Origin of the sequence: Dokdonella sp. (genome assembly GCF_019634775.1) — a bacterium.
Taxonomy (GTDB): Bacteria; Pseudomonadota; Gammaproteobacteria; order Xanthomonadales; family Rhodanobacteraceae; genus Dokdonella.
Genome location: NZ_JAHCAS010000001.1, coordinates 1,802,696 through 1,825,912, shown reverse-complemented (window position 1 = coordinate 1,825,912; position 23,217 = coordinate 1,802,696). Strand labels below are relative to the sequence as shown.

Genomic DNA, 23,217 nt, shown 5'->3' with positions numbered 1-23,217 from the left:
TGCGGAAGCGAAGAGGGTCACGGCGGGGCTTGCGATGCGCTTGAGGCACCTCCCTTGCAGGAGCCCCCGTGGGAGCCCCTTCGGGGGCGATGCCCTTCCGCGCCCGTGTCGAAGAGCAGCGCCCGTGGACGAGTTCCTGTGGAGCTTGCACGCCAGCCCCCACACCCGCATCGTGCGCTCCCCGCGCAGGCGCCGGACGGAGTACCCGCATGTCGATCGATCTTGCCCAACGCTACCGCGGCTGCCTGCTCGGCCTGGCCTGTGGCGATGCGGTAGGCACGACGCTCGAGTTCATGCCGCGTGGCTCGTTCGCGGAAGTCACCGGCATGCACGGCGGCGGCCCGTTCAAACTGCAGCCGGGCCAATGGACCGACGACACCTCGATGGCGCTCTGCCTGGCCGACAGCCTGCTCGCCTGCGGCGGCTTCGACGCGCTCGACCAGATGCGCCGCTACCACGCCTGGTGGCGACAGGGGCTGCGTTCGTCGACCGGCGTGTGTTTCGACATCGGCCGCACCGTCGGCGCCGCGCTGGCGCGCTTCGAGCGCGACGGCGAACCGTATGCCGGCTCGACCGATCCGACGAGCGCCGGCAACGGCTCGCTGATGCGTCTCGCCCCGATCGTGCTGCGCTGGCATCCCGATACCGGCGCGATCGATCGTTATGCCGCGGACAGTTCGCGCACGACGCACGCGGCAGCGGAGGCCGTCGAAGCCTGCCGCCTGTTCGCATGCATGCTCACGCGCGCACTCGATGGTCATGCGCGCGCGGACGTGCTCGACGTGGGCAAGCTCGTCCTCGCCGAACCGAAGCTGCGCGCGATCGCTGAAGGCAACTGGCTCGGCAAGCCGCGCGAGGCGATCCGCGGCAGCGGCTACGCAGTCGAATCGCTCGAGGCCGCGCTATGGTGCTTCGCCCACACGACGAGCTTCGAGAGCGCCGTGCTCGCCGCCGCCAACCTCGGCGATGATGCCGACACCACCGGGGCAATCACTGGCCAGATTGCCGGTGCCTACTATGGCGTCGGCGGCATCCCGGCGGACTGGCTGGCGGTATTGCATGCGCGCGAAGAGATCGATGCGCTGGCAGTCGGGCTGTTTGCGGCGGCCACAGATCGCGCGTAGAGCCCGCCCCGAACTCGATCCGGTGGTGCACTCCGGCATTCCATTCTTCCGTAGCACCTACAGGCGCGATGCTCTGCCACCACCCGATCGCCCGTGAACGGGTTCCTACGACATCCCAGATCTTCGCGTAGCGCACCCGATGCGTGATCGTCCCGCCCGCGATTGCACGCACGCTACGGCACGCCGACTCGCTATGCTTGGCGTTTCGATCCACCGAGTCTGCCGATGAGTTCCAGCATCCGCTGCGACCGTACCCGCGCCTGGACCGCTCTCGCGGGCCACTACGCCTCCGGTGCCCGTGACTTCGACCTGCGCGAAGCCTTCACCGCCGACCCTGATCGCTACACGCGCTTCTCGTTCGAGGCGCCTGGCGTGTTCGCCGACCTCTCGAAGAACCGCCTCGATGTGACCACGCTGGCCCTGCTGATCGAACTCGCGCGCGAGTGCCGCCTGGACGACCGTCGCGACGCCATGCTAGGCGGTGCCGCTGTCAATGCCACCGAGGGTCGCGCGGTGCTGCACACGGCCCTGCGCGCGCCGCCGGGGCAAGGGGCCCATTCGACCGAGGTCCATGGCGTGCTCGAACGCATGCTCGATTTTGCCGAGCGCATCCGCGACACCGCGACCAGCGGCATCCGCGACATCGTCAACATCGGCATCGGCGGTTCCGACCTCGGCCCGCAGATGGTGGTTCCGGCACTCGACGCCTTCGTCCAGCGCGACCTGCGCTTTCATTTCGTGTCGAATGTCGACGGCCACGACCTCGCGCCAGTTCTGCGCAATCTCGATCCGCACTCGACGCTTTTCATAATCGCCTCGAAGACGTTCACCACGCAGGAGACGATGGCGAACGCGGCGGTCGCGCGTGACTGGTTTCTCGCCCACGGTGGCGGCGACACGCGCCGGCATTTCGTCGCGACGACGACGAATGTCGAGGCCGCGGGTGCGTTCGGCATCGACACGACATTCGGCTTCTGGGACTGGGTCGGCGGGCGCTACTCGCTGTGGTCGGCGATCGGCCTGCCGATCGCGATCGCGATCGGTGCCGTGAACTTCCGCGAGCTGCTCGCCGGCGCGCATGCGATGGACCGCCATTTCGCCGAAACCCCGCTCGAACGCAACCTGCCGGTGCTGCTCGCCCTGGTCGACGTTTGGAACCGCAACTTCCACGGCTTCACCAGCCGCAGCGTCGCGCCCTACCACCAGGGCCTCAAGCGCCTGCCGGCCTATCTGCAGCAACTGGAGATGGAGAGCAATGGCAAACGCGTCGACCTCGATGGCGAAGCACTGCCGTTCGCGACCAGCCCGGTGATCTGGGGCGAACCCGGGACGAACGGCCAGCATGCGTTCTTCCAGATGTTGCACCAGGGTACCGACGTGATCCCGGTGGAATTCATCCTCGTGCGCACGCCGACCCATCCCTACCCCGACCTGCATGCCAAGTTGCTCGCCAACGGCCTGGCCCAGGCACAGGCATTGATGCTCGGCAAGAGCACGGCGCAGGCAAGGACCGAGCGCGCACCGACCGCCTCGACAACGATCGACGCCGACGTGCTCGCACACCATCGCACGTTTTCCGGCAACCGGCCGAGCACGACCCTGTTGCTCGAATGCCTGACCCCGCGCGCACTTGGTGCGCTTGTCGCGATGTACGAACACCGCGTGTGGGCCAGTGGCGCGCTGTGGAAGATCAACAGTTTCGACCAATGGGGGGTGGAACTCGGCAAGGCGCTGTGCGACGACCTGCTGCCTCGCCTGGCCTCGGGCGACACCGGCGGACTCGACGCCTCCACCGCCGGCCTGCTGCAGCGGCTGCGCGGATGAGTCGCGCGAGGCAGGCAGGGATCGCCGGGTTGCTCGCACTCGGCTTCGGCCTCGGCGCCGCCATGGCGTCACCACCGAACCTCGTCGTGCTGATGGCCGATGACCTCGACGAGACGACGTTCAATCGTGCGCTCGAACTCGGCCTGCTGCCAGCGATCGACTCGATCCTGCGCGCGGGTGGCCTGCGTTTCGACGAGTCCTTCGTGTCGAATCCCCTGTGCTGCCCATCGCGCGCGACATTCCTGACCGGACGCTATTCGCACAACCACGGCGTGCTCAACATCACCTGGAAGGGCGAAGATCCGTCCGGGTCGTTCGCTGCATTCGACGACCGCGAGCACATCGGCACCTGGTTGCAACGCGCTGGCTACCGTACCGGGCTGATCGGCAAGTTCCTCAACGGCTACGGCTACGTGCCGCCACGCAACTGTCCGGCATGCGACCCGATGCGTTATGTCCCGCCAGGCTGGAACGACTGGCAGGTGCTGCCCGACTACGGCGAACACAATGGCGTGCCCGGCATCGGCTATGCCGGCGCCTATTGCATGTACCACTACACGATCAACGACAACGGCAACCTGGTCAGCCATGGCGGCAGCGACGCCGACTACCAGACCGACGTGATCGCCGCGCGCGCTGCGGGTTTCGTTGCAGGATACGCCACCGACCCGCGACCGTTCTTTCTCTGGCTCGCGCCGCTCGCACCGCATTTCGAGCTGTGCCTGCCCGCCGCCAGCGAATTCGAACGCGACGTGCGCGGTGCGCCACGCCATCTGGGCAGCTTGCCGCCGTCGATCGGCCTCGATGTGTACAAGCCTTCGTTCGGCGAGGCCGACGTCGGCGACAAGCCGGCCTGGTACGACGCCCACTATCCGCCACTCATGCCGGCTGACGTCGACGCCTTGCAGCGCGGCTTCCGCCACCGCCTCGAAGCGCTGCGCGCACTCGACGACCTTGTCGCCAGGCTACGCACGCAGCTGCAGCTGGTCCGCGCCTGGAGCAACACGGTGCTGGTGTTGACCTCGGACAATGGCTGGTTCAACGGCGAACATCGCGCGTGGGGCAAGGTGCTCGCCTACGAGGAATCGATCCGTGTGCCGCTGTTGATGCGTGGGCCCGGCATTCCGGCAGGCTCACGAAGCGGGGCCCTGGTGCTCAATCACGACCTCGCACCGACCCTGGCCGCTCTTGGCGGCGCCACACCGACGTTCACGATGGACGGCGCGGACCTGCGCGTCCTGTTCGACGGCGTGAGACCGGAAGGCTGGCGCCGCCGCTTTCTCGTCGAGCATTTCCGCGATGGCGATTGGGCGCCGGTGTCGTTCGCCGACTACTTCGCCGTGCGCAGCGGCGCCGATGATGCGCCCTTGCTGCGCTCGCGCAGCTGGATCGACTGGCGCATCGACGGCATGCAGCATGGCGTCGAGCACTACGCACTCGACGAGGATCCGTGGCAGATCGCCAGCATCGGCGATCGCGGTGCATCGGCACCGGCCCTGCGCGCCGCATTGGCGGCTCTGCGCGAGTGTGGTCAGCCGGGCAAGCTGCCCTGCCAGGTGGCCGAGTCGGCCATCGAAGGCATCTTCGGCGCCGGCTTCGATTGATGGAAACCCCGGAGCCCCCGTAGGAGCCCCCGTAGGAGCCTCTTCAGGGGCGATGCCTTTTCACGCGACCGCTGCCGTCGCCCGTGAACTGGCTCCTGCGGAGAAAATCACGGCTGACCTGGTTGATAACGTCAATTTTTCGCCGCGCCGATGTTGGCGTCGAGGAAGCCGACGACCTTGGTCAGCATCTCGAGGCGCGTGTCCTCGTTGTGGATGCCGTGACCCTCGCTGCGGTAGTACAACCACTCGGGCGCATTGCCATGCTTGACCAGGGCGGCGCGCATCTTGTCGGCATGTGCCGGCGGCACGCGCTCGTCCTGGCCGCCAACGACCAGCATGACCTTGGCCTTGATGCGGTCGGCGAAGTTGGCCGGCGAGTACTGGGCCAGTTCGGCCTCGTCGTTGCCGAGCATCTCCTTGACCATCTCGACGCCCCACAGGCTTTTCTGAATGTCGCCCCGCGTGTACATCATCGGCAGGTCGTAGACGCCGTAGGCGCCGATCGCACAACGGTAGAGATCCGGCTCGCGCACCGCACCCATCAACGCCGCATAGCCGCCGTAGCTGCCACCGTAGATGCAGACACGCTTGGCATCAGCCACACCCGTGTCGATCGCCCAGCGCGTCGCATCGGTCACGTCATCCTGCATCTTGCGGCCCCACTGGCGATCACCGGCGTGCACAAAGTCATAGCCATAACCGGTCGAGCCGCGGAAATTGACCTGCAGCACCGCATAGCCACGACTGGCCAGGGCCTGGACCTCCTCGTCGTAGAACCAGCCGTCGCGCGCGCGCGGACCACCGTGGACAAGCACGACGAGGGGAAGATTCTTTGCGGACTCCTTGCCGGGCGGGCGGGTGAGATAGCCGTGCAGGGTCAGGCCGTCACGTGCCTTGATCTCGAATGGCTCGACGGGCGAAAGCTGCTCGGGCTTGATCGACGGCACGACTTCGGCCAGCACCGACCCCTTCCGGGTCGCGGTTTCATACAGGTAGAACGCGCCGGGATTGACGTCGGCGGCGACGAGGAATACCGCCTTGCTGCCGTCCGGTGTCGACGAGACGAGATCGACGTCGTCGCCCGGGAGCTGCTGCATCATCGAGACGATGATCTTGATCGTCGGGTCACCCTTCACCAGCGGATCGAGGCTCGGCCGGCCCGGCATGGCGCGCACGCCGACCACGTCGAGACCGTCGAGGCTGCGCACGAGTCCTGTCATCGAGACATGCTTGTTCGACCAGACACGCTTGAAATCACGTTCCTTGTCGGTCCAGGTGCACAGGCCGCCCGGCGACTCGGTCGATCCACAGTCCCAGTACACAACCGTGTTGTCACGCGCGAACCCGAGCGGAGCGGCACGCTGGCCGGTCGCGCGTTCGTCGAGCACGAGCTCCCACTTGGCCTTGTCGTCGGGTCGGTAGTGGACCTGCCGCTTGCCTTGGGTGTCGTCACCCCAGGCGAAGCGCACATTGCCCTTGTGGTCGGTCAGGAAGTTCGCATCCCGCATCGGCGCGGTGGCGATGACGTTGCCACGCTTGCCGGTGCGCACGTCCATGCGCGAAACCTTGCTGTAGGCGCCCTCGGTGCCACTGTCCCAACTGTCGATTGCGACAAGGATGAAATTGTCCTCGTCGCGCAGGCTGTCGACCAGCCGCGCACTGCCGCGCTCGGCCGTGGCCTGCTTGACACGCGAGCCCGTCTGCATCCCGCCCTTGCGATACCCGTACAGCATGGCGCTGGAGCTGCCATCGCCGTTGACCGCATAGAGCTCACCTGTTTCGAACGGCTTCTCGATGCCGGCAACTTTCTCGCCGACGGTGTACACCACGCGATTCGGCGCCACCCAGGCAAAGCTGGTGATCTCGTTGCCCTCGGGAGCCCTGATCGCATTGACCTTCATGTCCTCGAGGTTGACGAAAGCAATGTAGCGCCTGCCCTCGAGATAGGCCATCGCGGCCAGCCTCTTGCCGTCCGGCGAGATTTCCATGGTCTCGTAGACAGGCCGCTTGACGAATTCGGCGAGCGGCACCGGCTGGGCCACGACGGTGAAAGGTGTGGCCAGCGCGAAGGCCGCGATCAGGGATCGGATCATGGTGGTGTCCTTGCAAAGTTGTCTATCGAGCACGGAATCAACCGGAACTGCTGCGCGACAACAGGCTTGTCAGGCCTTGCTCGGCACGCGGCCGTAGCGGTCTTCGAGGCGGACGATGTCGTCCTCGCCGAAGTAGTCGCCACATTGCACTTCGATGAGATGGATGTCTTCTGTGGTCGGGTTCTCAAGACGATGCACGGTGTTCATCGGGATGTAGGCCGATTCATTGGCCTCGAGCAGGAATTCGTTCTCGCCGATGCGCACCTTGGCGGTGCCACGCACGACGGTCCAGTGCTCGCTGCGGCGATGGTGCAACTGCAGCGAAAGGACATGACCCGGTTTGACGGTGAGGCGCTTCACCTTGCAGTCGTCGCCATCCTCGAGAATCGTGTAGCTGCCCCACGGCCGGTGCACGGTGGTGTGGAAAGTGGCCGCCTGGTGGTTGCTCGCGCGCAGGCGGTCGACGACGAGCTTGACCTGCTGTGCGCGTTCGCGATCGGCGACCAGCACGGCATCGCCGGTATCGACAATGACGAGGTCATTCACCCCGACAGCGGCGACCATGCGCGCATCGGACTGCACGTAACAGTTGCGGCTCTCGACGATGATCGCTTGGCCCTGCACGCGGTTGCCGTCGGCGTCGGCCTCGCTGTCGAGATCGCTGATCGCCTTCCACGAGCCGATGTCGCTCCAGTCGAACGAGGCCGGCACCACGGCGACGCGCGACGCGCGTTCCATGATCGCGTAGTCGATCGAGATGTCGGGCTGGGCAAGAAACAGCTCGCGTGCGAACTCGACCGGGCTGGTGTGGCTCTTCTCGCCGGCATGGCAGACACGTGCGGCGGCGAGCACGTCAGGACAGGTCTGTGCGGCGGCTGCGACGAGGGCGTCGGCCCGGAAGCAGAACATGCCCGAGTTCCACACATAGTTGCCCGAAGCGACGTAGCTCTCGGCAGTCTCGCGGTTGGGTTTCTCGACGAAGGCACCGACCTCGCGGCCTTCGTGGCCGGCGATCGCCGTACCCATGCGCACATAACCGAAGCCGGTCTCCGGATGGGTCGGGCGGATCCCGAAGGTGACCAGCCAACCATCGGCAGCCAGCGCCGCGGCGCGGCGCGCATCGGCGGCGAATGCATCGAGGTCGCGGATCAGATGATCGGCCGGCAGCACCAGCAAGGTCGCATCGGCACCGACCTGATCGAGCGCGTGCAGGGCAGCCAGCACGATCGCCGGCGCGGTATTGCGCCCGGCCGGCTCGAGCAGGAACGGCAGGCGATCGAGATCGGCCGTCGGGTGGGTGGCGTACTCGTCGCGAGTCAGGAAATAGTAGTCGCGCCCGGTGACGGTCAGCACCGGCGCGCCATCGGCGACGCGCAGGGCACGGTCGAGCGTCTTGTACAGCAGCGACTGGCCGTCGCCCATGCGCATGAACGGCTTCGGATAGGCGCTGCGCGATACCGGCCACAGGCGCGTGCCGGCGCCGCCGGAAAGAATCACGGGAACGATCATCCAGTCTCTCCTCGATTTCGTGCGAGCTCGTCGAGCACCGCGTCCAATCCCCGCTCCCAGGTCGGCAAGTGTAGCCCGAACACGAGGGCGAGCTTGCCGGTGTCGAGCACCGACCAGGCCGGGCGGCGTGCGCGGGTCGGATACTCCGCCGCAGGAATGGCCTCGACCACCGGCATGCGGGTGATCAACCCACGTCGCAGGGCGCCACGCAGGATCGATTCGGCGAAGCCGTGCCAGCTCGTGTGGGATGCCGTGGTCAGATGATAGGTGCCCTCGACGGACGCGCGCTCGGCGCCAGCGAGACCGCACCAGTGGGCAAGGATGCGCGCCGTGATGTCAGCGATCCACGGTGCCGGTGTCGGCGAACCGATCTGGTCGGCGACCACTCGCAGGCGATCTCGTTCGCCGGCCAGGCGCAGCATCGTGCACAGGAAGTTGCCACCACGCGGCCCATAGACCCAGGCCGTGCGCAGGATGACATGCGCGGCGCCGCTGGCGCGCAGGGCCTCCTCGCCATCGCGCTTGCTTCGCCCGTAGGCACCCAGCGGCGCGGTCGGGTCCTGCTCACGATACGGGCGCCTGGCAGTGCCGTCGAACACATAGTCGGTCGAATAGTGGATCACCAACGCGCCGCGTCGTTGCGCCCAGCCGCCGATCTCGCCGACCGCACGATGGTTGATGCGGTCGGCGCGCTCCGGCTCGTCTTCGGCGCGATCGACGGCCGTCCAGGCCGCCGCGTTGACGATGACGTCGGCAGCCACTGCATCGAGCCCGCCAACCAGTGCCGCGGAGTCTTCGAGATCGATCGCCGCAGCGGCACGCCCATCGACAAGGCGACCATCACGCGTCGCCACGACGACCTCGCCAAGGGGCGCCAGCACACCGTGCAGGGCGTGACCGACCTGGCCATTGGCGCCGAGCACGAGAATCCTCGTGCGGGTGTTCGACCCGGCCATGTTCACGCGAACACGGGCAGCCGATCGGATGCCACCTCGGCGAGGAACGGCGCCTTCGCGTCCTTGTCGGACAGCGACGGCTGCGCGATCGGCCAGTCGATCGCGAGCTCGGCATCGTTCCAGCGGATCGCCGCATCGCCGGCGCGCTCGTACGGTGTCGTGCACTGGTAAACGAAGGTGGCGTGCTCCGAGAGCACGGCGAAACCGTGCGCGAAGCCGGGCGGTATCCAGAAATGCCGCTTGTTGTCGGCCGAGAGGATCGCCGCCACCCAACGGCCGAAGCTCGGCGAGCCACGCCGGATGTCCACGGCGACGTCGTAGACCTCACCCTCGAGCACGCTGACCAGCTTGCCCTGCGGGTTGGGCCACTGGTAGTGCAGGCCGCGCAACACGCCATGTGCCGAACGCGAGACATTGGTCTGCACGAAGGCAAGGTCGAGGCCGGCCTCGGCGAAGCGACGCGCGTTGAAGCTTTCGTAGAAGAAGCCGCGCGCGTCGCCGTGCACGACCGGTTCGATGACGAGGCAGCCCTCGAGAACAGTACGCTGGATCTTCATTTGCCACGCCCTTCGCGCGCGAGCTGCTGCAGGTACTGGCCGTAGGCGTTCTTGGCCAGCGGTGCAGCGACGCGCAGCAACTGCTCGGCGTCGATCCAGCCACTCTGGAAGGCGATCTCCTCGGGGCAGCAGACCTTGAGTCCCTGGCGGTTCTCGATCGTTTCGATGTAGCTCGACGCCTCGACCAGCGATTCGTGCGTGCCGGTATCGAGCCAGGCGAAGCCACGCCCCATGCGCTCGAGCATGAGACTGCCGTCATCGAGATAACAGCGGTTGAGGTCGGTGATCTCGAGCTCACCGCGCGGCGAGGGCTTGAGTGCCGCGGCGAAATCGCTGGCGCGGCCGTCATAGAAATACAGGCCGGTCACCGCCCAGTGCGATTTCGGCTGCGCGGGCTTCTCCTCGAGACCGACAACGCGACCGTCGCGGTCGAACTCGGCAACACCGTAGCGCTCGGGATCGCGCACGCGATAGCCGAACACGGTCGCGCCGCGCGTGCGTGCGTCGGCCGAAGCCAGCAATTCGTTCAGGCCATGGCCGTAGAAGATGTTGTCGCCGAGAATCAGGCAGCTCGGCGCGCCACCAACGAAGTCGCGTCCGATCAGATACGCCTGGGCAAGACCGTCCGGCGAAGGCTGCACCGCGTAGCGAATCGACATGCCCCACTGCGAGCCGTCGCCGAGCAGGCGCTCGAACAACACCTGCTCGTGCGGCGTGTTGATGACCAGCACGTCGCGGATGCCGGCGAGCATCAGCGTGCTCAACGGGTAGTAGACCATCGGCTTGTCATAGACCGGCAGCAGCTGCTTGCTGATCGCCTGGGTCAGCGGATACAGGCGTGTACCGGAGCCGCCGGCGAGGATGATGCCGCGTCGTGCCGTCACGGAGAGGCTCACAATCGGGAAAACGCGCATTGTAGGCGGCCAGAAGCTTGCGCGGCAGGAGCAATCGAGGCGAGAAGGTCGCAACCCGGTGTCTTCTGTAGCGCAGGCATCCCAAGCCGGCGGATGCGCGGCGGTGGACACATGCGGAATGGTCGGGACGGCCGGATTTGAACCGACGACCCCCTGCCCCCCAGGCAGGTGCGCTACCAGACTGCGCTACGCCCCGAATGCATGCATGTGTCGCCGCAGGGGGCGCGAAGTGTAGCCGGCCAGGCGCGGTCACGGAACCCCGGCGACTTCCCGCTGCGCCGCTGCCCGCTCAGCGCTTGAGGATCTGCAGCACTTCTTCGAGTTCCATGCGGATCTGGCGCGCGATCTGGCCGGAGATGCTGACTTCCATGCGCGCCTGCGGACCTTCAAGGCGCTGGCGCGCGCCAGTGATGGTGAACCCCTGGTCGTACAGCAACGAGCGGATCTGCCGGATCATCAGCACGTCATGACGCTGGTAATAGCGTCGATTGCCACGCCGCTTGACCGGCTTGAGGTTCGGGAACTCCTGTTCCCAGTAGCGCAGCACGTGGGGCTTCACGCCACACAGCTCGCTGACCTCGCCAATCGCGAAATAGCGTTTCGCCGGAATGGCCGGCAGTTCGCTATTGCTCCCCTGATCCAGCATAGGCTTCGACCCGGACCTTCAGTTTTTGCCCCGGACGGAACGTCACCACCCGCCGCGCGGAGATCGGAATCTCCTCGCCGGTCTTGGGGTTTCGCCCGGGACGCTGATTCTTGTACCGCAGGTCGAAGTTCCCGAAACCCGAAAGCTTCACCTGCCCCCCCTTCTCCAGCGCATCGCGAACCGCCTCGAAGAAGGCGTCGACGAACTCCTTGGCCTCGCGCTTGTTCAGACCGACGTCCGTGAACAACCGCTCCGCCATTTCCGCTTTCGTCAGCGCCATCCTACCCCCGCAGCTTTGCTTTGTAACCGACCTCCAGCGCCGATACCGCCAGCGCGACGCACCGATCTGCGTCCTGATCGGTTAGCGTGCGTGAACCATCCTGCAAAATCAAGCCTATAGCGAGACTCTTGACACCTATTCCGAGGTTTGGGCCGACATACTGGTCGAACAGGAAGGCCTCCTGCAGCAGGGGGCCGACCGCCTCGCGCACACAGGCCTGCAATGCGCCGAACGGCACCTCGGCCGGCACCACCACGGCGATGTCGCGGCGCACAGCCGGGTAGCGCGACACCTCGGACGCCTCCGGCACCGGGCGCCGGGCGGTCGCATCAAGGTCGAGTTCGAACACGAACACTTCGCCGTCGACATCGAGGCGCCTGGACAGGCGCGGGTCGAGCGCGCCGACATGGCCAACCACGGCTCCGTCGCGACGGATCGTCGCAGAGCGCCCCGGATGCAGCCATGCGGGCCCCCCGGCCTCGAAGCTGAAGGCGGTGGCCGCGCTGCCGTTCAGGGCCAGCAACGATTCGACATCGCCCTTGATGTCGAAGAAATCGAGCGCGCGCGCCGCTTCGCCCCATTGCTCGGCGACTGCATCACCAACCGCAACGCCGGCGATACGGTCGATCTCGACCGGCACGTTCGCTTCGTCTCGTCCGGCCGCATCGAAATAGGCGCGCCCGGTCTCGAACAGGCGCACGCGCGCCTGCTGGCGCTTGCAGTTGGCGTCGAGCGCACGCACGAGACCCGGCAGCAGACTCGTCCGCATGACGCCGAGGTCGGCGGACAGCGGATTCGACAGTGCGATCGCGCGGTCGGTGAGCCCCCAGTCGTCGAGCACGTCGCGGCCGACGAAGGCGAAGGTAATCGCTTCGTGGTAGCCGCGTGCGGCGAGTTGTTCGCGCATCTGTCCGAGGCGCACGCGATCCTCGCGCAACCGTGGACCGGCGAGCTGTCCGGCCGGTGCGCAGTCCGGGATGTGCTCGTAGCCGTGGATGCGAGCGAGTTCTTCGATCAAATCTTCCTCGATGGCAAGGTCGAAGCGCCAGGTCGGCGGCGTCGCAGTCCAGCCCTCGGCATCGGTGGCCAGCGCGAGGCCCAGCGCCGTGAGGATGCGTTCGACGTCGGCATCGGCAATGCCGATGCCAAGCACGCGAGCAATCCTGGCGCGGCGCAACCGGATTGGCGCGCGCACGGGCAGGTCCGCTTGCGCAAACGCCTCGACAATCGTGCCGGCACGACCACCGGCGATGTCGAGGATCAGGCGCGTGGCGCGCTCCAGCGCACGCCGCGGCGAGAGTGGATCGACACCGCGCTCGAAACGGTGCGCGGCATCGGTATGCATGCCGAGTCGGCGCGCACGCCCGGCCAGGGCCGATGGGGCGAAATGGGCGGCTTCGAGGAACACATTGCGCGTCTGCGCACCGATGCGCGTGTCCCAACCGCCCATCAGGCCAGCCAGAGCGACTGCGCGGCCGGCATCGGTGATGACGAGGAAATCACCATCGAGTTCGACCTCGCGCTCGTCGAGCAGGCGCAGCGTCTCGCCGGCGCGCGCGCGGCGCACTCCAATAGGTCCGTGCAAGGTTTCCGCATCGAAGGCATGCAGCGGCTGGCCGAGTTCGAGCATGACGTAGTTGGTCACGTCGACGAGCAGGCTGATCGGACGCAGGCCGCAACGCTGCAGGCGCTCGCGCATCCAGGCCGGCGTTGCCGCGGCTGGGTCGATGCCTTCGATATAGCGACCGCAGTAGCGCGGGCAGTCGATCGGCGCGTCGAGCGTGATCGCGATCGTGCGGTCCAGCGTGGCCGGCACGGGTTCGACGACGAGCGGCTTGACCGGCACGGCCAGTGCCGCGGCGAGATCGCGCGCCACGCCTTCGATCGACAGGCAATCCGCGCGGTTCGGAGTCAGGCCGAGGTCGAAAACGGTATCCGGCAGACCGAGCACCTGCGCCAGCGGCCTGCCGACCGGCGCATCGGCAGCCAGTTCGAGCAGCCCCGAGGCATCGGCATCGATGCCGAGCTCCTTGGCCGAACACAGCATTCCGAATGATTCGACCCCACGCAGCTTCGCGGCCTTGATGGTCAGATCGCCGACGCGTGCACCGATACGTGCCAGTGGCGCCTTGAGGCCGGCGCGTGCGTTGGGCGCGCCGCACACGATCTGCACGCGCTCGCCGCCGGCATCGACTTCGCAGACCTGCAGGCGATCCGCCTCGGGATGCCTGGCGCAGGCGAGGATCTCGGCAACCACGATGCCATCGAGCGCACCACCGAGCACTTCGGCACTTTCGACCTCGTGGCCGATCATGTCGAAACGTTCGATCAAGGCCTCTCGAGCGATATCGATGGCGACGTGTTCGAGCAACCAGTTTTCATTGAGTTTCATGTGAAAGCCGGGAATGGAGAATTGGGAATGGGGAATGGGGGACAGCGGTGAGAAGGGTCGGTTGATCGGGAAAGGCTCGAGCACGTGAATCGGCTGTGCTCCTGACCATTCCCCATTCCCGATTCCCCACTCCCTTCCTCAGGCAAACTGCTTCAGGAACCTCACGTCGTTCTCGAAGAACGCGCGCAGGTCGGTGACGCCGTAGCGCAGCATGGCGAGGCGTTCGACGCCCATGCCAAAGGCGAAGCCGGTGTAGCGCTCGGGATCGATGCCGCAGTTGCGCAGCACGGTCGGGTGGACCATGCCGCAGCCGAGCACCTCAAGCCAGCGCGAGCCACCGTCCGGCAGCTCCCAGCGGATCACCACATCGGCGCCGGGTTCGACGAAGGGAAAGAAGGTCGGCTTGAACATCATGCGGAAATCGCGACCAAAGAACGCCCGCAGGAACTCGCGCAACGTGCCCTTGAGGTCGGCCATGGTCGATGTCTCGTCGATCAGCAGGCCCTCGACCTGGTGGAACATCGGCGAGTGGGTCTGGTCCGAATCGCTGCGGTAGACCTTGCCCGGCGCGATCACGCGGATCGGCGGCGTGCGTCCGCCGGCTGCACGGATCTGCACCGGCGAGGTGTGCGTGCGCAGCAGGCGCCCGTCCGGAAACCAGAATGTGTCGTGCATCGTGCGCGCCGGATGATCGGCGGGGAAGTTCAGCGCGCCGAAGTTGTGCCAGTCGTCCTCGATTTCCGGGCCGTCGGCGACGTCGTAGCCGAGACGCGCGAAGATCTCGACGATGCGGTCGAGCGCACGTGTCAGCGGATGCAGGTTGCCGCGCTCAGCACGCCGGCCGGGCAAGGTCACGTCGACGCGCTCGGACGCCAGGCGATGCTCGAGCACGGCCTGTTCGAGCACATTCTTGCGCGCGGCGATCGCCTCGAGCAGTTCGTCCTTGGCAAGGTTGATGCGCTCACCGGCAGCCTTGCGTTCTTCGGCCGGCAGCGTGCCGAGTTGCTTCAGCTGCCCGGTGACGAAACCGGCCTTGCCGATCGCGGCGACGCGCACGGCGTCGAGCGCTTCGAGCGAGGCTGCGCCCGCGATCGCCTGCAGGGCCTCGGCGAGGCGACGATTGAGCTCTTCCATCCGGGACTCCCGTGGCCGGAAATGAAATGGGGAGCGCGGCTTTCGCCCGCTCCCCACGTCGATCGAACCTCACGACCAGTGCCCGTGCGGGCACCGGCGTGGTTTTTACGCAGCCAGAGCAGCCTTCGCTTTTTCAGCCAGGGCACCGAAGGCCTTGATGTCATGGACGGCGATGTCCGCGAGCACCTTGCGGTCGACGGTGATGTCGGCCTTCTTGAGGCCGTTCATCAGGCGGCTGTAGCTCAGGCCGTACATGCGCGCACCGGCGTTGATGCGCACGATCCACAGCGCGCGGAATTGGCGCTTGCGCTGCTTGCGGCCGATGTAGGCGTACTGCTGCGCCTTGATGACGGCCTGCTTGGCGACGCGGTAGATCTTGCGACGCGCGTTGTAATAGCCCTTTGCGCGCGAAATGAGCTTGCGGTGCCTGCGGTGGGCGGTGACGCCACGCTTGACTCGTGCCATGGGTCAGTCCTCCTTACAGGTACGGAAGCATGCGGGCGACGCGGCCGGCATCCTCGGCACGAACATGGTTCGTCCCGCGGAGGTTGCGCTTACGCTTCGTCGACTTCTTGGTGAGGATGTGGCTCTTGAACGCGTGTCCGCACTTGAACTTGCCGGACGCGGTCTTGCGGAACCGCTTGGCAGCGGCCCGGTTGGTCTTCATCTTGGGCATGGCCCATGCTCCTTGGTTTGTTTTCGTTACTGGCGCGAGCGGCAGGCGATGCCTGCTCTTTCCATCCTGCTCGTTCCGGCTGATTTCGACCCGCCAAGCGGGCCATTTCCTCGCCACCACCGGCTTGCGGCCGGCAGAGGTTTACTGCTTCTTCTTCGGCGCGATCATCATGACCATGAGGCGCCCTTCCATGCGCGGATACTGCTCGATCACGGCTTCCTCGGCGATGTCGGCCGCGATCTTCTTGACCATGGCATCACCGAGCTCCTGGTGTGCCATCTCGCGCCCACGGAACCGGACCGTGATCTTGACCTTGTCGCCTTCCTCGAGGAAGCGGCGCAAGTTGCGCAGCTTGATCGCGTAGTCGCCGACATCGGTGGTCGGACGGAACTTCAGTTCCTTGATCTCGACCTGCTTCTGCTTCTTCTTCGCCGCGTGGGCCTTCTTCTGCGCATCGAACTTGAACTTGCCGAAGTCCATGATGCGGCAGACGGGCGGATCGGCCGTCGGCTGGATCTCGACGAGGTCCAAGCCGATCTCCTGCGCCATGTTGAGGGCCTCGTCGCGCGAGAGCACACCTACCTGCTCTCCGTCGGCGCCGATGACACGCACCCGCGGGACACGGATCTCGTGGTTCCTGCGGTTGGCCTTTTCGGTTGCGATACTTCGTACTCCCGCCAGGTTTCTAGGCTCCCGGCCCGGCCCGCTCAGTGCGTGGCCAGCCCGGATCTCAAGTGTTCGGCGAAGTCCGGGACCTTGAAACTGCCGAGGTCTTCGCCCGATCGCGCACGCACGGAAACGGCCCCCGTCTCCTTTTCCCGGTCACCAATGACCAGCAGATAGGGAACCTTGTCGAGCGTGTGTTCGCGGATTTTATAGCCGATCTTTTCGTTTCGCAAATCCGCCTGCACGCGGAAGCCTTGTGCCACAAGGGTTTGCACGACCTCCCGGGCGAAATCGGCCTGGGCGTCGGTGATGTTCATGACCACCGCCTGGACCGGGGCCAGCCAGACCGGGAACTGGCCGGCATGGTGCTCGATCAGGATGCCTATGAAACGTTCCATCGAGCCGACGATGGCCCGGTGCAGCATGACCGGGACGTGGCGTGCCGAATCCTCGCCGACGTACTCGGCGCCGAGCCGGCCCGGCATCGAGAAGTCGACCTGCATGGTGCCGACCTGCCAGGCCCGGCCGAGCGAGTCGCGCATGTGGTACTCGATCTTGGGGCCGTAGAAGGCGCCCTCGCCGGGCAGCTCCTGCCACTCGACGCCGGAGGCGCGCAGGGCCGCGCGCAGGGTGTCCTCGGCCCGGTCCCAGGTCTCGTCCGAGCCGATGCGGCTGTCCGGGCGCAGGGCCAGCTTGAGGGCGATCTCGCTGAAGCCGAAGTGCGCATAGACCGCCATCGCCTGGCGGTGGAAGGCGACCACCTCGGACTCGACCTGGTCCTCGGTGCAGAAGATGTGGCCGTCGTCCTGGACGAAGCCGCGCACGCGCATGAGCCCATGCAGCGCGCCCGAGGGCTCGTTGCGCGTACACGAGCCGAACTCGCCGTAGCGGATCGGCAATTCGCGGTAGCTGTGCAGGCCGTGGTTGTAGACGAGCACGTGGCCGGGGCAGTTCATCGGCTTGAGCGCGTAGTCGCGGTTCTCCGACGCCGTGGTGAACATGTTGTCGCGGTAGTTCTCCCAGTGGCCGGTCCGTTCCCACAGCGACTTGTCGAGGATCTGCGGGCAGCGGATCTCCTGGTAACCGGCGTCGCGGTAGACCTGGCGCATGTACTGCTCGACGACCTGCCAGAGCTGCCAGCCCTTCGGGTGCCAGAACACCAGGCCGGGCGCCTCTTCCTGCAAATGAAACAGGTCGAGCTGCTTGCCGAGGCGGCGATGGTCGCGTTTCTCGGCCTCCTCGATGCGCGTGATGTAGGCGGCGAGTTGCTTCCTGTCGGCCCAAGCGGTGCCGTAGATGCGCTGCAGCTGCTCGTTCTTGGCGTCGCCGCGCCAGTAGGCGCCGGAGATGCGGGTCAGCTTGAAGGCTTTGAGGAAGCGCGTGTTCGGCACATGCGGACCACGGCACATGTCGACGTATTCCTCATGCCAGTACAGGCCCATGGCCTTCTCGCCGGGCATGTCCTCGACCAGGCGCAACTTGTAGTCCTCGCCACGCGCCTTGAACACGGCGATGACCTCGTCGCGCGGGGTCATCTTCTTGACGACGTCGTAGTCCTTGTCGATCAGCTCGACCATGCGCTGCTCGATCGCGGCCAGGTCTTCGGGCGTGAACGGGCGCTCGTACCAGATGTCGTAGTAGAAGCCTTCCTCGATGACCGGGCCGATCACCATCTTCGCGGTCGGGTAGAGCTGCTTGACCGCGTGGCCGACCAGGTGCGCGCAGGAGTGGCGGATGATCTCGACGCCTTCATCGTCCTTCGGCGTGATGATCTGCACCTTCGCGTCGTGACTGATGCGGTCGCTGGCGTCGACGAGACGACCGTCGACCTTGCCGGCCACCGTCGCCTTGGCCAGCCCGGCGCCGATCGAGGCAGCGACCTCATGCACGCTGACCGGCGCTTCGAAACTGCGCACGCTGCCATCGGGAAGGGTAATGTTGATCATGGTAAGCCTCGGGGGTGGCGCTTGTTGAAAAGTGCGGCCATGGATGGCCGCTTCTGGAATCCGGGATCAAACCGCTTCGCACACGGTGAAAGGAGGTCGAAGCAGCGATCATGGACGAGCGCAAAAACCAATGGGCGCCGAGGCGCCCATTGTTCCAACATCGGGATATCGAGTCGCGTCGGCAGGATCAGCTGGCGGTGTTCACTCGCGTCATGGTGATCGTGTTCGCTGGAACTACGACTCCGGTGGGGCTGAGGGATGCTGCCGCTGGTGGACGGTCCATTGTCCTGAAGTACCGAAGCCAAACTGCCGTATTGCCTTCGCCGTGCGATCTTTCGTCAGCAACTTCGGTGGTGGGCGCGACAGGGATCGAACCTGTGACCCCTACCATGTCAAGGTAGTGCTCTACCGCTGAGCTACGCGCCCGCAAAGCGGGGCGCGAAGACTAACCGAGTCCGCGGCAGCGCACAAGCGCCGGACCCGTTGATGGGCTCATCCGACGAAGGTGCGCTCGCGGAGCTTGCGGATCTCGTCGCGCACGCGAGCGGCATCCTCGAACTCGAGGTCCTGGGCGTGCTTGTACATCTGCGCCTCGAGCTTGCGGATGCGCATGCCAGCCTGTTCCGGGGTCAGGACGGCATAGGCGGCGACCTCCTCGGCGACGCGGCGATCGGCCGCATTGCGCCCACGGCGGTCGCGGCGACCGGATCCAGGCGCCTCATGGCGAGCCCCCTCCATGATGTCGGTGATGCGCTTGCTGACCCCTCGTGGCTCGATGCCATGGACGAGGTTGTACTCGACCTGCTTCGCCCGGCGCCGATTGGTCTCGTCCATGGCGACCTGCATCGAACGCGTGATCGAGTCGGCATAGAGGATCGCCTTGCCACGCAGGTTGCGTGCGGCGCGGCCGATGGTCTGGATCAGCGAGCCGGACGAACGCAGGAAACCTTCCTTGTCGGCATCGAGGATCGCCACCAGCGACACTTCGGGCATATCCAGGCCCTCGCGCAGCAGGTTGATGCCGACCAGCACGTCGAACCTGCCGAGGCGCAGGTCGCGGATGATCTCGACGCGCTCGACCGTCTCGATGTCCGAGTGCAGGTAGCGCACGCGCACGCCGTGTTCCTCGAGGTATTCGGTGAGGTTCTCGGCCATGCGTTTGGTCAACGTCGTCACCAGCACGCGGTCGCCGAGCGCGATGCGCGCATTGGCCTCCGACAGGAGGTCGTCAACCTGGGTGCGCACCGGCCGCACCTCGACCTCGGGATCGACCAGGCCAGTGGGACGCACCACCAGTTCGACGATGTTGCCGGCCGATTTCTCGAGCTCGTAGGCGCCGGGTGTAGCCGACACGAAGATCGAGCGCGGCGCACGCTGCTCCCACTCGGCGAAACGCAGCGGCCGGTTGTCGAGCGCCGAGGGCAGGCGGAAGCCGAACTCGACCAGGGTCTCCTTGCGCGAGCGGTCGCCCTTGTACATGCCACCGAGCTGAGGAATCGTCACATGCGATTCGTCGACCACCAGCAGGGCATCCGGCGGCAGGTAGTCGAACAACGTCGGCGGCGGCTCGCCGGGGGCGCTGCCGGTAAGGTGGCGCGAATAGTTCTCGATGCCCTGGCAGTAGCCGATCTCGGCCATCATCTCGAGGTCGAACTGGGTGCGCTGCTGCAGGCGCTGCGCCTCGACCAGCTTGTTCGCCGCATACAGCTGTTCCAGGCGCTCCTTCAGTTCGAGCTTGATCGTCTCGATCGCGTTGAGCGTGGCCTCGCGCGTGGTCGCATAGTGGGTCTTCGGATACACCGTATAGCGCGGCACCTTGCGCAGCACCTCGCCGGTCAACGGATCGAAGATGGCCAGATTCTCGATGTCGCCATCGAACAACTCGATGCGCAGCGCCTCGGTCTCGGACTCGGCCGGGAACACGTCGATCGTCTCGCCGCGCACACGATAGCTGCCGCGACGCAGTTCCATGTCGCCACGCGTGTATTGCAGCTCGGTCAGATGACGAATCAGCTTGCGCTGGTCGGTGTGCTCGCCGCGGGCGAGGATCAGACGCATCTGCAGGTAGTCTTCGGGGTCGCCGAGGCCGTAGATCGCCGACACCGTGGCGACGATCAGCGCATCGGAGCGCGACAGCAGAGCCTTCGTTGCCGACAGGCGCATCTGCTCGATGTGCTCGTTGATCGAAGCATCCTTCTCGATGTAGGTATCCGAAGCCGCCACGTAGGCCTCGGGCTGGTAGTAGTCGTAGTAGCTGACGAAGTACTCGACGGCGTTGCGCGGGAAGAACTCGCGGAACTCGCCATAGAGTTGTGCGGCCAGCGTCTTGTTCGGTGCCAGGACGAGGGTCGGCCGCTGCACGCGCTGGATGACATTGGCGATCGTGTAGGTCTTGCCCGACCCGGTGACGCCAAGCAGGGTCTGCCGGGCCAGGCCCGCCTCGAAGCCGGCGCTCAGGCGCTCGATCGCCTGCGGCTGGTCACCTGCCGGGTGATACGGCGACACGAGTTGGAAGCGGTCAGTCACGGCAGGTCTCCATCGCCGCGGCGCGGCAGGCCGCGCCCGGCAGGTGCACGCACGGGACTCTCCACATATCGACGATTTCCTACAAGCGCAAGGGAAAGTCGCCATCGTCGTGCCACGCCGGCGGGTCCAGCATGCCCCTACCCCGACGCCACAGGAACGCCGCCATGCACACACCGAACGGAATCACCCTGATCGAACTCGTCGTCGTCATCGCCATCGTCGCGATCCTCGCCGGCATCGCCCTGCCCGCTTTCGGCGACCTTGGCCAAAGCATGGCCACGCGCTCGGCGCGCAGCCTGCTCTCGGTCGACCTCGCCCAGGCTCGCGCCAACGCGGTCATGCGCGGCGGCGACGTGGTCGCCTGCCCTTCGCACGACAGTGTCCACTGCACCGACGGTGTGATCTGGCACCACGGCTGGATCGTGTTCGCCGACCACAACCGCAACCGCCGCCCCGATGCCGACGAGACCGTCATCGCCGTCGCCCAGGCGCAGAAGTCCGGTGTCGCCGTGGTCAGCTCCGGTGGCCGGCGCAGCCTGCGCTTCCTTGCCGACGGCACCGCCGAAGGCAGCAACGTCACCCTGACCTTCTGCGACCGCCGCGGCCCCGCGCATGCAAGCACCCTCGTGCTGAACAACGGCGGGCGCCTGCGCAGCGGTACACCAAGCGCCGCGCAGGCCGCCGCCGCGTGCGCGGCGATCGATACCTGAATGCATCCACGACGCAGACTTGACGGCCCCGGCGTTGGTCACGAGAATACGCGGCCCCGCCCGAATAGCTCAGCCGGTTAGAGCACTTGACTGTTAATCAGGGGGTCGTTGGTTCGAGTCCAACTTCGGGCGCCAGATGAACGAAGGGCCTGCAGCAATGCAGGCCCTTTTCGTTTGCGGGTTCCGCGCCGCCGTCAGTCGACCAGCACGCGGTAGCACGGCACGTAGGCGGATCCGCCCGGCAGTTTCATGCGCTGCTGCTCGACGAAGCTCTTGAGCAGGGCATCGAGGGCGCGCATGACCTCGCCATCGCCGCGGATCGTGAATGGACCATGCTGCTCGATCGCGCGCATGCCTTCGATCTTGACGTTGCCGGCGACGATGCCCGAAAACGCACGGCGCAGGTCGGCGGCGAACAGGTGCTGCGGCTGGTCGCGGTGCAGGTTGAGACCGGCCATGCCCTCGTGGGTCGGGCGGAACGGACGCTGCAGCACCTCGTCGATGTTGAGTGCCCAGTTGAAGAAGAATGCGTCCTTGTTGTCGAGGCGATGCTGGCGCACGCGCTCGATGCCCTTGCCGACCTGACGGGCGACCTCGGTCGGATCGTCGATGATGATCTGGTAGTGCCTGGCCACATCGTCGCCGAGAGCGAGGCGCAGGAACTGATCGATCTGCTCGAAATACGCGGCTGAGCCTCGCGGGCCGCTGAAGATCAGCGGAAACGGAATACCGGCGTTGTCCGGATGCAGCAGGATGCCGAGCATGTAGAGGATTTCCTCGGCCGTGCCGACGCCGCCCGGGAACACGATGATCGCGTGGGCGGTGCGCACGAAGGCTTCGAGGCGCTTCTCGATGTCCGGCATGATGACGAGGTTGTTGACGATCGGATTCGGCGATTCCGCAGCGATGATGCCGGGCTCGGTGATGCCGATGTAGCGGTTCGTGCGCCGGCGCTGCTTGGCATGTGCGATCGTCGCGCCCTTCATCGGTCCCTTCATCGCACCCGGACCGCAGCCGGTGCAGATGTCGTGGCCACGCAGGCCGAGCTGGTAGCCGACCTGCTTGGTGTACTCGTACTCGTCGCGCGAGATCGAGTGACCACCCCAGCAGACGACGAGGTTCGGATCGACGTTGGCGCGCAGCACGCGCGCGTTGCGCAGGATGTCGAACACCGCATGGGTGATGCCACTCGATTCGTCGAGGTCGAAGGCCGCCGTTTCGAGCTGGGTGGCGACGAACACGATGTCGCGCACGACGGCGAACAGCAGTTCGTTGATGCCGCGGATGATGCGACCATCGACGAAGGCATGGGCCGGTGCATTGATCAATTCGAGGCGCACGCCGCGGTCCTGCTGCAGGACGTTGATCTCGAAATCGGCATACAGCTCGACAACGGTGCGCGGATCATCGCTGACATGGCCCTGGGTCAGCACGGCGAGCGCGCAGCGACGCAACAGCTGGTGCAGACCACCGGAACTGGCGTCGCGCAAGCGCGCGACTTCGTGGCGCGAGAGGACATCGAGACCGGCCGCCGGCGCGATTCGCGCGCTGACCGTACTGGGACGCGGCAATGGGTGAAGCGGTGCATTCATGGTGTATGGGTTTCCTTGGCCCCGCCCGGCTCGCGGCGTTGGCATCCGTCGATGCATGCCGGACCAGT

General features: G+C 66.1%; 19 protein-coding genes and 3 tRNA genes. 5 read left to right on the top strand and 17 right to left on the bottom strand.

Annotated features, from left to right (window positions below; genetic code table 11):
- Nucleotides 1-209 precede the first annotated feature (209 nt).
- The 3 genes from KF907_RS07835 to KF907_RS07825 all read left to right on the top strand — a co-directional run bounded on the left by KF907_RS07835 (nucleotide 210) and on the right by KF907_RS07825 (nucleotide 4,552).
- The gene (locus KF907_RS07835) at nucleotides 210-1,124 is read left to right on the top strand and encodes an ADP-ribosylglycohydrolase family protein (RefSeq protein ID WP_291219531.1); all 915 of its coding nucleotides are present in this window, start codon (nucleotides 210-212) and stop codon (nucleotides 1,122-1,124) included.
- A gap of 225 nt (nucleotides 1,125-1,349) precedes the next feature.
- Nucleotides 1,350-2,948 carry a glucose-6-phosphate isomerase gene (gene pgi, locus KF907_RS07830; RefSeq protein WP_291219529.1) on the top strand — a complete coding sequence of 533 codons (1,599 nt, stop codon included), beginning with the start codon at nucleotides 1,350-1,352 and terminating at the stop codon, nucleotides 2,946-2,948.
- Entirely contained in the window at nucleotides 2,945-4,552 is a 1,608-nt protein-coding gene (locus KF907_RS07825; protein WP_291219527.1) for a sulfatase family protein, read from the top strand. Before pgi ends, KF907_RS07825 begins: the two co-directional genes overlap by 4 nt.
- A gap of 131 nt (nucleotides 4,553-4,683) precedes the next feature.
- Here KF907_RS07825 and KF907_RS07820 read toward each other — a convergent pair whose 3' ends face one another.
- The 16 genes from KF907_RS07820 to uvrB all read right to left on the bottom strand — a co-directional run bounded on the left by KF907_RS07820 (nucleotide 4,684) and on the right by uvrB (nucleotide 20,847).
- Nucleotides 4,684-6,645, bottom strand: coding sequence for an alpha/beta hydrolase family protein (locus tag KF907_RS07820; RefSeq protein ID WP_291219525.1), 1,962 nt, complete (start codon nucleotides 6,643-6,645; stop codon nucleotides 4,684-4,686).
- Nucleotides 6,646-6,714: 69 nt separating this feature from the next.
- The gene (locus KF907_RS07815; protein WP_291219523.1) at nucleotides 6,715-8,154 is read right to left on the bottom strand and encodes a mannose-1-phosphate guanylyltransferase/mannose-6-phosphate isomerase; all 1,440 of its coding nucleotides are present in this window, start codon (nucleotides 8,152-8,154) and stop codon (nucleotides 6,715-6,717) included.
- Nucleotides 8,151-9,110: a dTDP-4-dehydrorhamnose reductase gene (rfbD, locus tag KF907_RS07810; RefSeq protein WP_291220282.1), complete on the bottom strand. Its 960-nt coding sequence runs from the start codon at nucleotides 9,108-9,110 to the stop codon at nucleotides 8,151-8,153. The genes KF907_RS07815 and rfbD overlap by 4 nt, the downstream gene beginning before the upstream one ends.
- Nucleotides 9,111-9,112: 2 nt before the next feature.
- On the bottom strand, nucleotides 9,113-9,667 hold the full coding sequence (gene rfbC, locus KF907_RS07805) for a dTDP-4-dehydrorhamnose 3,5-epimerase (protein WP_291219522.1): 555 nt from the start codon (nucleotides 9,665-9,667) through the stop codon (nucleotides 9,113-9,115).
- Nucleotides 9,664-10,551: a glucose-1-phosphate thymidylyltransferase RfbA gene (gene rfbA, locus KF907_RS07800; protein ID WP_472843831.1), complete on the bottom strand. Its 888-nt coding sequence runs from the start codon at nucleotides 10,549-10,551 to the stop codon at nucleotides 9,664-9,666. The genes rfbC and rfbA overlap by 4 nt, the downstream gene beginning before the upstream one ends.
- Nucleotides 10,552-10,700: 149 nt before the next feature.
- A tRNA-Pro gene (locus tag KF907_RS07795) sits at nucleotides 10,701-10,777 on the bottom strand.
- Between the two features lie 93 nt (nucleotides 10,778-10,870).
- A complete protein-coding gene (locus tag KF907_RS07790; RefSeq protein ID WP_291219518.1) occupies nucleotides 10,871-11,227 on the bottom strand; it encodes a MerR family transcriptional regulator in 357 nt (118 codons plus the stop codon).
- Entirely contained in the window at nucleotides 11,205-11,507 is a 303-nt protein-coding gene (ihfA, locus tag KF907_RS07785; protein ID WP_291219517.1) for an integration host factor subunit alpha, read from the bottom strand. The genes KF907_RS07790 and ihfA overlap by 23 nt, the downstream gene beginning before the upstream one ends.
- A gap of 1 nt (nucleotide 11,508) precedes the next feature.
- Nucleotides 11,509-13,899 carry a phenylalanine--tRNA ligase subunit beta gene (gene pheT, locus KF907_RS07780; RefSeq protein ID WP_291219516.1) on the bottom strand — a complete coding sequence of 797 codons (2,391 nt, stop codon included), beginning with the start codon at nucleotides 13,897-13,899 and terminating at the stop codon, nucleotides 11,509-11,511.
- 138 nt (nucleotides 13,900-14,037) lie between these two features.
- Entirely contained in the window at nucleotides 14,038-15,033 is a 996-nt protein-coding gene (gene pheS / locus KF907_RS07775; protein WP_291219514.1) for a phenylalanine--tRNA ligase subunit alpha, read from the bottom strand.
- 105 nt (nucleotides 15,034-15,138) lie between these two features.
- Nucleotides 15,139-15,498, bottom strand: a complete 360-nt coding sequence (rplT, locus tag KF907_RS07770) for a 50S ribosomal protein L20 (protein ID WP_291219512.1) — start codon at nucleotides 15,496-15,498, stop codon at nucleotides 15,139-15,141.
- Between the two features lie 13 nt (nucleotides 15,499-15,511).
- Nucleotides 15,512-15,709, bottom strand: coding sequence for a 50S ribosomal protein L35 (gene rpmI, locus KF907_RS07765; RefSeq protein WP_133819098.1), 198 nt, complete (start codon nucleotides 15,707-15,709; stop codon nucleotides 15,512-15,514).
- A gap of 141 nt (nucleotides 15,710-15,850) precedes the next feature.
- Complete coding sequence (infC, locus tag KF907_RS07760) at nucleotides 15,851-16,372, bottom strand: translation initiation factor IF-3 (protein WP_291220280.1); 522 nt, start codon at nucleotides 16,370-16,372, stop codon at nucleotides 15,851-15,853.
- Between the two features lie 44 nt (nucleotides 16,373-16,416).
- Nucleotides 16,417-18,321, bottom strand: a complete 1,905-nt coding sequence (gene thrS / locus KF907_RS07755) for a threonine--tRNA ligase (protein ID WP_291219507.1) — start codon at nucleotides 18,319-18,321, stop codon at nucleotides 16,417-16,419.
- Nucleotides 18,322-18,672: 351 nt separating this feature from the next.
- Nucleotides 18,673-18,747: transfer RNA gene (locus KF907_RS07750), tRNA-Val, on the bottom strand.
- Between the two features lie 66 nt (nucleotides 18,748-18,813).
- On the bottom strand, nucleotides 18,814-20,847 hold the full coding sequence (gene uvrB / locus KF907_RS07745) for an excinuclease ABC subunit UvrB (RefSeq protein ID WP_291219505.1): 2,034 nt from the start codon (nucleotides 20,845-20,847) through the stop codon (nucleotides 18,814-18,816).
- Between the two features lie 164 nt (nucleotides 20,848-21,011).
- On the opposite strand from uvrB, the gene KF907_RS07740 reads away from it, so the two are divergent.
- On the top strand, nucleotides 21,012-21,557 hold the full coding sequence (locus KF907_RS07740) for a GspH/FimT family pseudopilin (RefSeq protein ID WP_291219504.1): 546 nt from the start codon (nucleotides 21,012-21,014) through the stop codon (nucleotides 21,555-21,557).
- A 58-nt stretch (nucleotides 21,558-21,615) separates the two neighbouring features.
- A tRNA-Asn gene (locus KF907_RS07735) sits at nucleotides 21,616-21,692 on the top strand.
- Nucleotides 21,693-21,751: 59 nt separating this feature from the next.
- On the opposite strand, the gene ppnN is transcribed toward KF907_RS07735, so the two are convergent.
- Entirely contained in the window at nucleotides 21,752-23,149 is a 1,398-nt protein-coding gene (gene ppnN, locus KF907_RS07730; protein ID WP_291219502.1) for a nucleotide 5'-monophosphate nucleosidase PpnN, read from the bottom strand.
- Nucleotides 23,150-23,217 lie beyond the last annotated feature (68 nt).

What these genes read in the sequence shown, in the direction of transcription:
- rplT (WP_291219512.1), bottom strand. Translation starts at nt 15,498, where the DNA reads ATGGCACGAGTCAAGCGTGGCGTCACCGCCCACCGCAGGCACCGCAAG.
- KF907_RS07815 (WP_291219523.1), bottom strand. Translation starts at nt 8,154, where the DNA reads ATGATCGTTCCCGTGATTCTTTCCGGCGGCGCCGGCACGCGCCTGTGG.
- KF907_RS07790 (WP_291219518.1), bottom strand. Translation starts at nt 11,227, where the DNA reads ATGCTGGATCAGGGGAGCAATAGCGAACTGCCGGCCATTCCGGCGAAA.
- rfbD (WP_291220282.1), bottom strand. Translation starts at nt 9,110, where the DNA reads ATGGCCGGGTCGAACACCCGCACGAGGATTCTCGTGCTCGGCGCCAAT.
- KF907_RS07820 (WP_291219525.1), bottom strand. Translation starts at nt 6,645, where the DNA reads ATGATCCGATCCCTGATCGCGGCCTTCGCGCTGGCCACACCTTTCACC.
- rpmI (WP_133819098.1), bottom strand. Translation starts at nt 15,709, where the DNA reads ATGCCCAAGATGAAGACCAACCGGGCCGCTGCCAAGCGGTTCCGCAAG.
- ihfA (WP_291219517.1), bottom strand. Translation starts at nt 11,507, where the DNA reads ATGGCGCTGACGAAAGCGGAAATGGCGGAGCGGTTGTTCACGGACGTC.
- KF907_RS07740 (WP_291219504.1), top strand. Translation starts at nt 21,012, where the DNA reads ATGCACACACCGAACGGAATCACCCTGATCGAACTCGTCGTCGTCATC.
- pgi (WP_291219529.1), top strand. Translation starts at nt 1,350, where the DNA reads ATGAGTTCCAGCATCCGCTGCGACCGTACCCGCGCCTGGACCGCTCTC.
- thrS (WP_291219507.1), bottom strand. Translation starts at nt 18,321, where the DNA reads ATGATCAACATTACCCTTCCCGATGGCAGCGTGCGCAGTTTCGAAGCG.
- pheT (WP_291219516.1), bottom strand. Translation starts at nt 13,899, where the DNA reads ATGAAACTCAATGAAAACTGGTTGCTCGAACACGTCGCCATCGATATC.
- rfbC (WP_291219522.1), bottom strand. Translation starts at nt 9,667, where the DNA reads ATGAAGATCCAGCGTACTGTTCTCGAGGGCTGCCTCGTCATCGAACCG.
- ppnN (WP_291219502.1), bottom strand. Translation starts at nt 23,149, where the DNA reads ATGAATGCACCGCTTCACCCATTGCCGCGTCCCAGTACGGTCAGCGCG.
- KF907_RS07835 (WP_291219531.1), top strand. Translation starts at nt 210, where the DNA reads ATGTCGATCGATCTTGCCCAACGCTACCGCGGCTGCCTGCTCGGCCTG.
- KF907_RS07825 (WP_291219527.1), top strand. Translation starts at nt 2,945, where the DNA reads ATGAGTCGCGCGAGGCAGGCAGGGATCGCCGGGTTGCTCGCACTCGGC.
- pheS (WP_291219514.1), bottom strand. Translation starts at nt 15,033, where the DNA reads ATGGAAGAGCTCAATCGTCGCCTCGCCGAGGCCCTGCAGGCGATCGCG.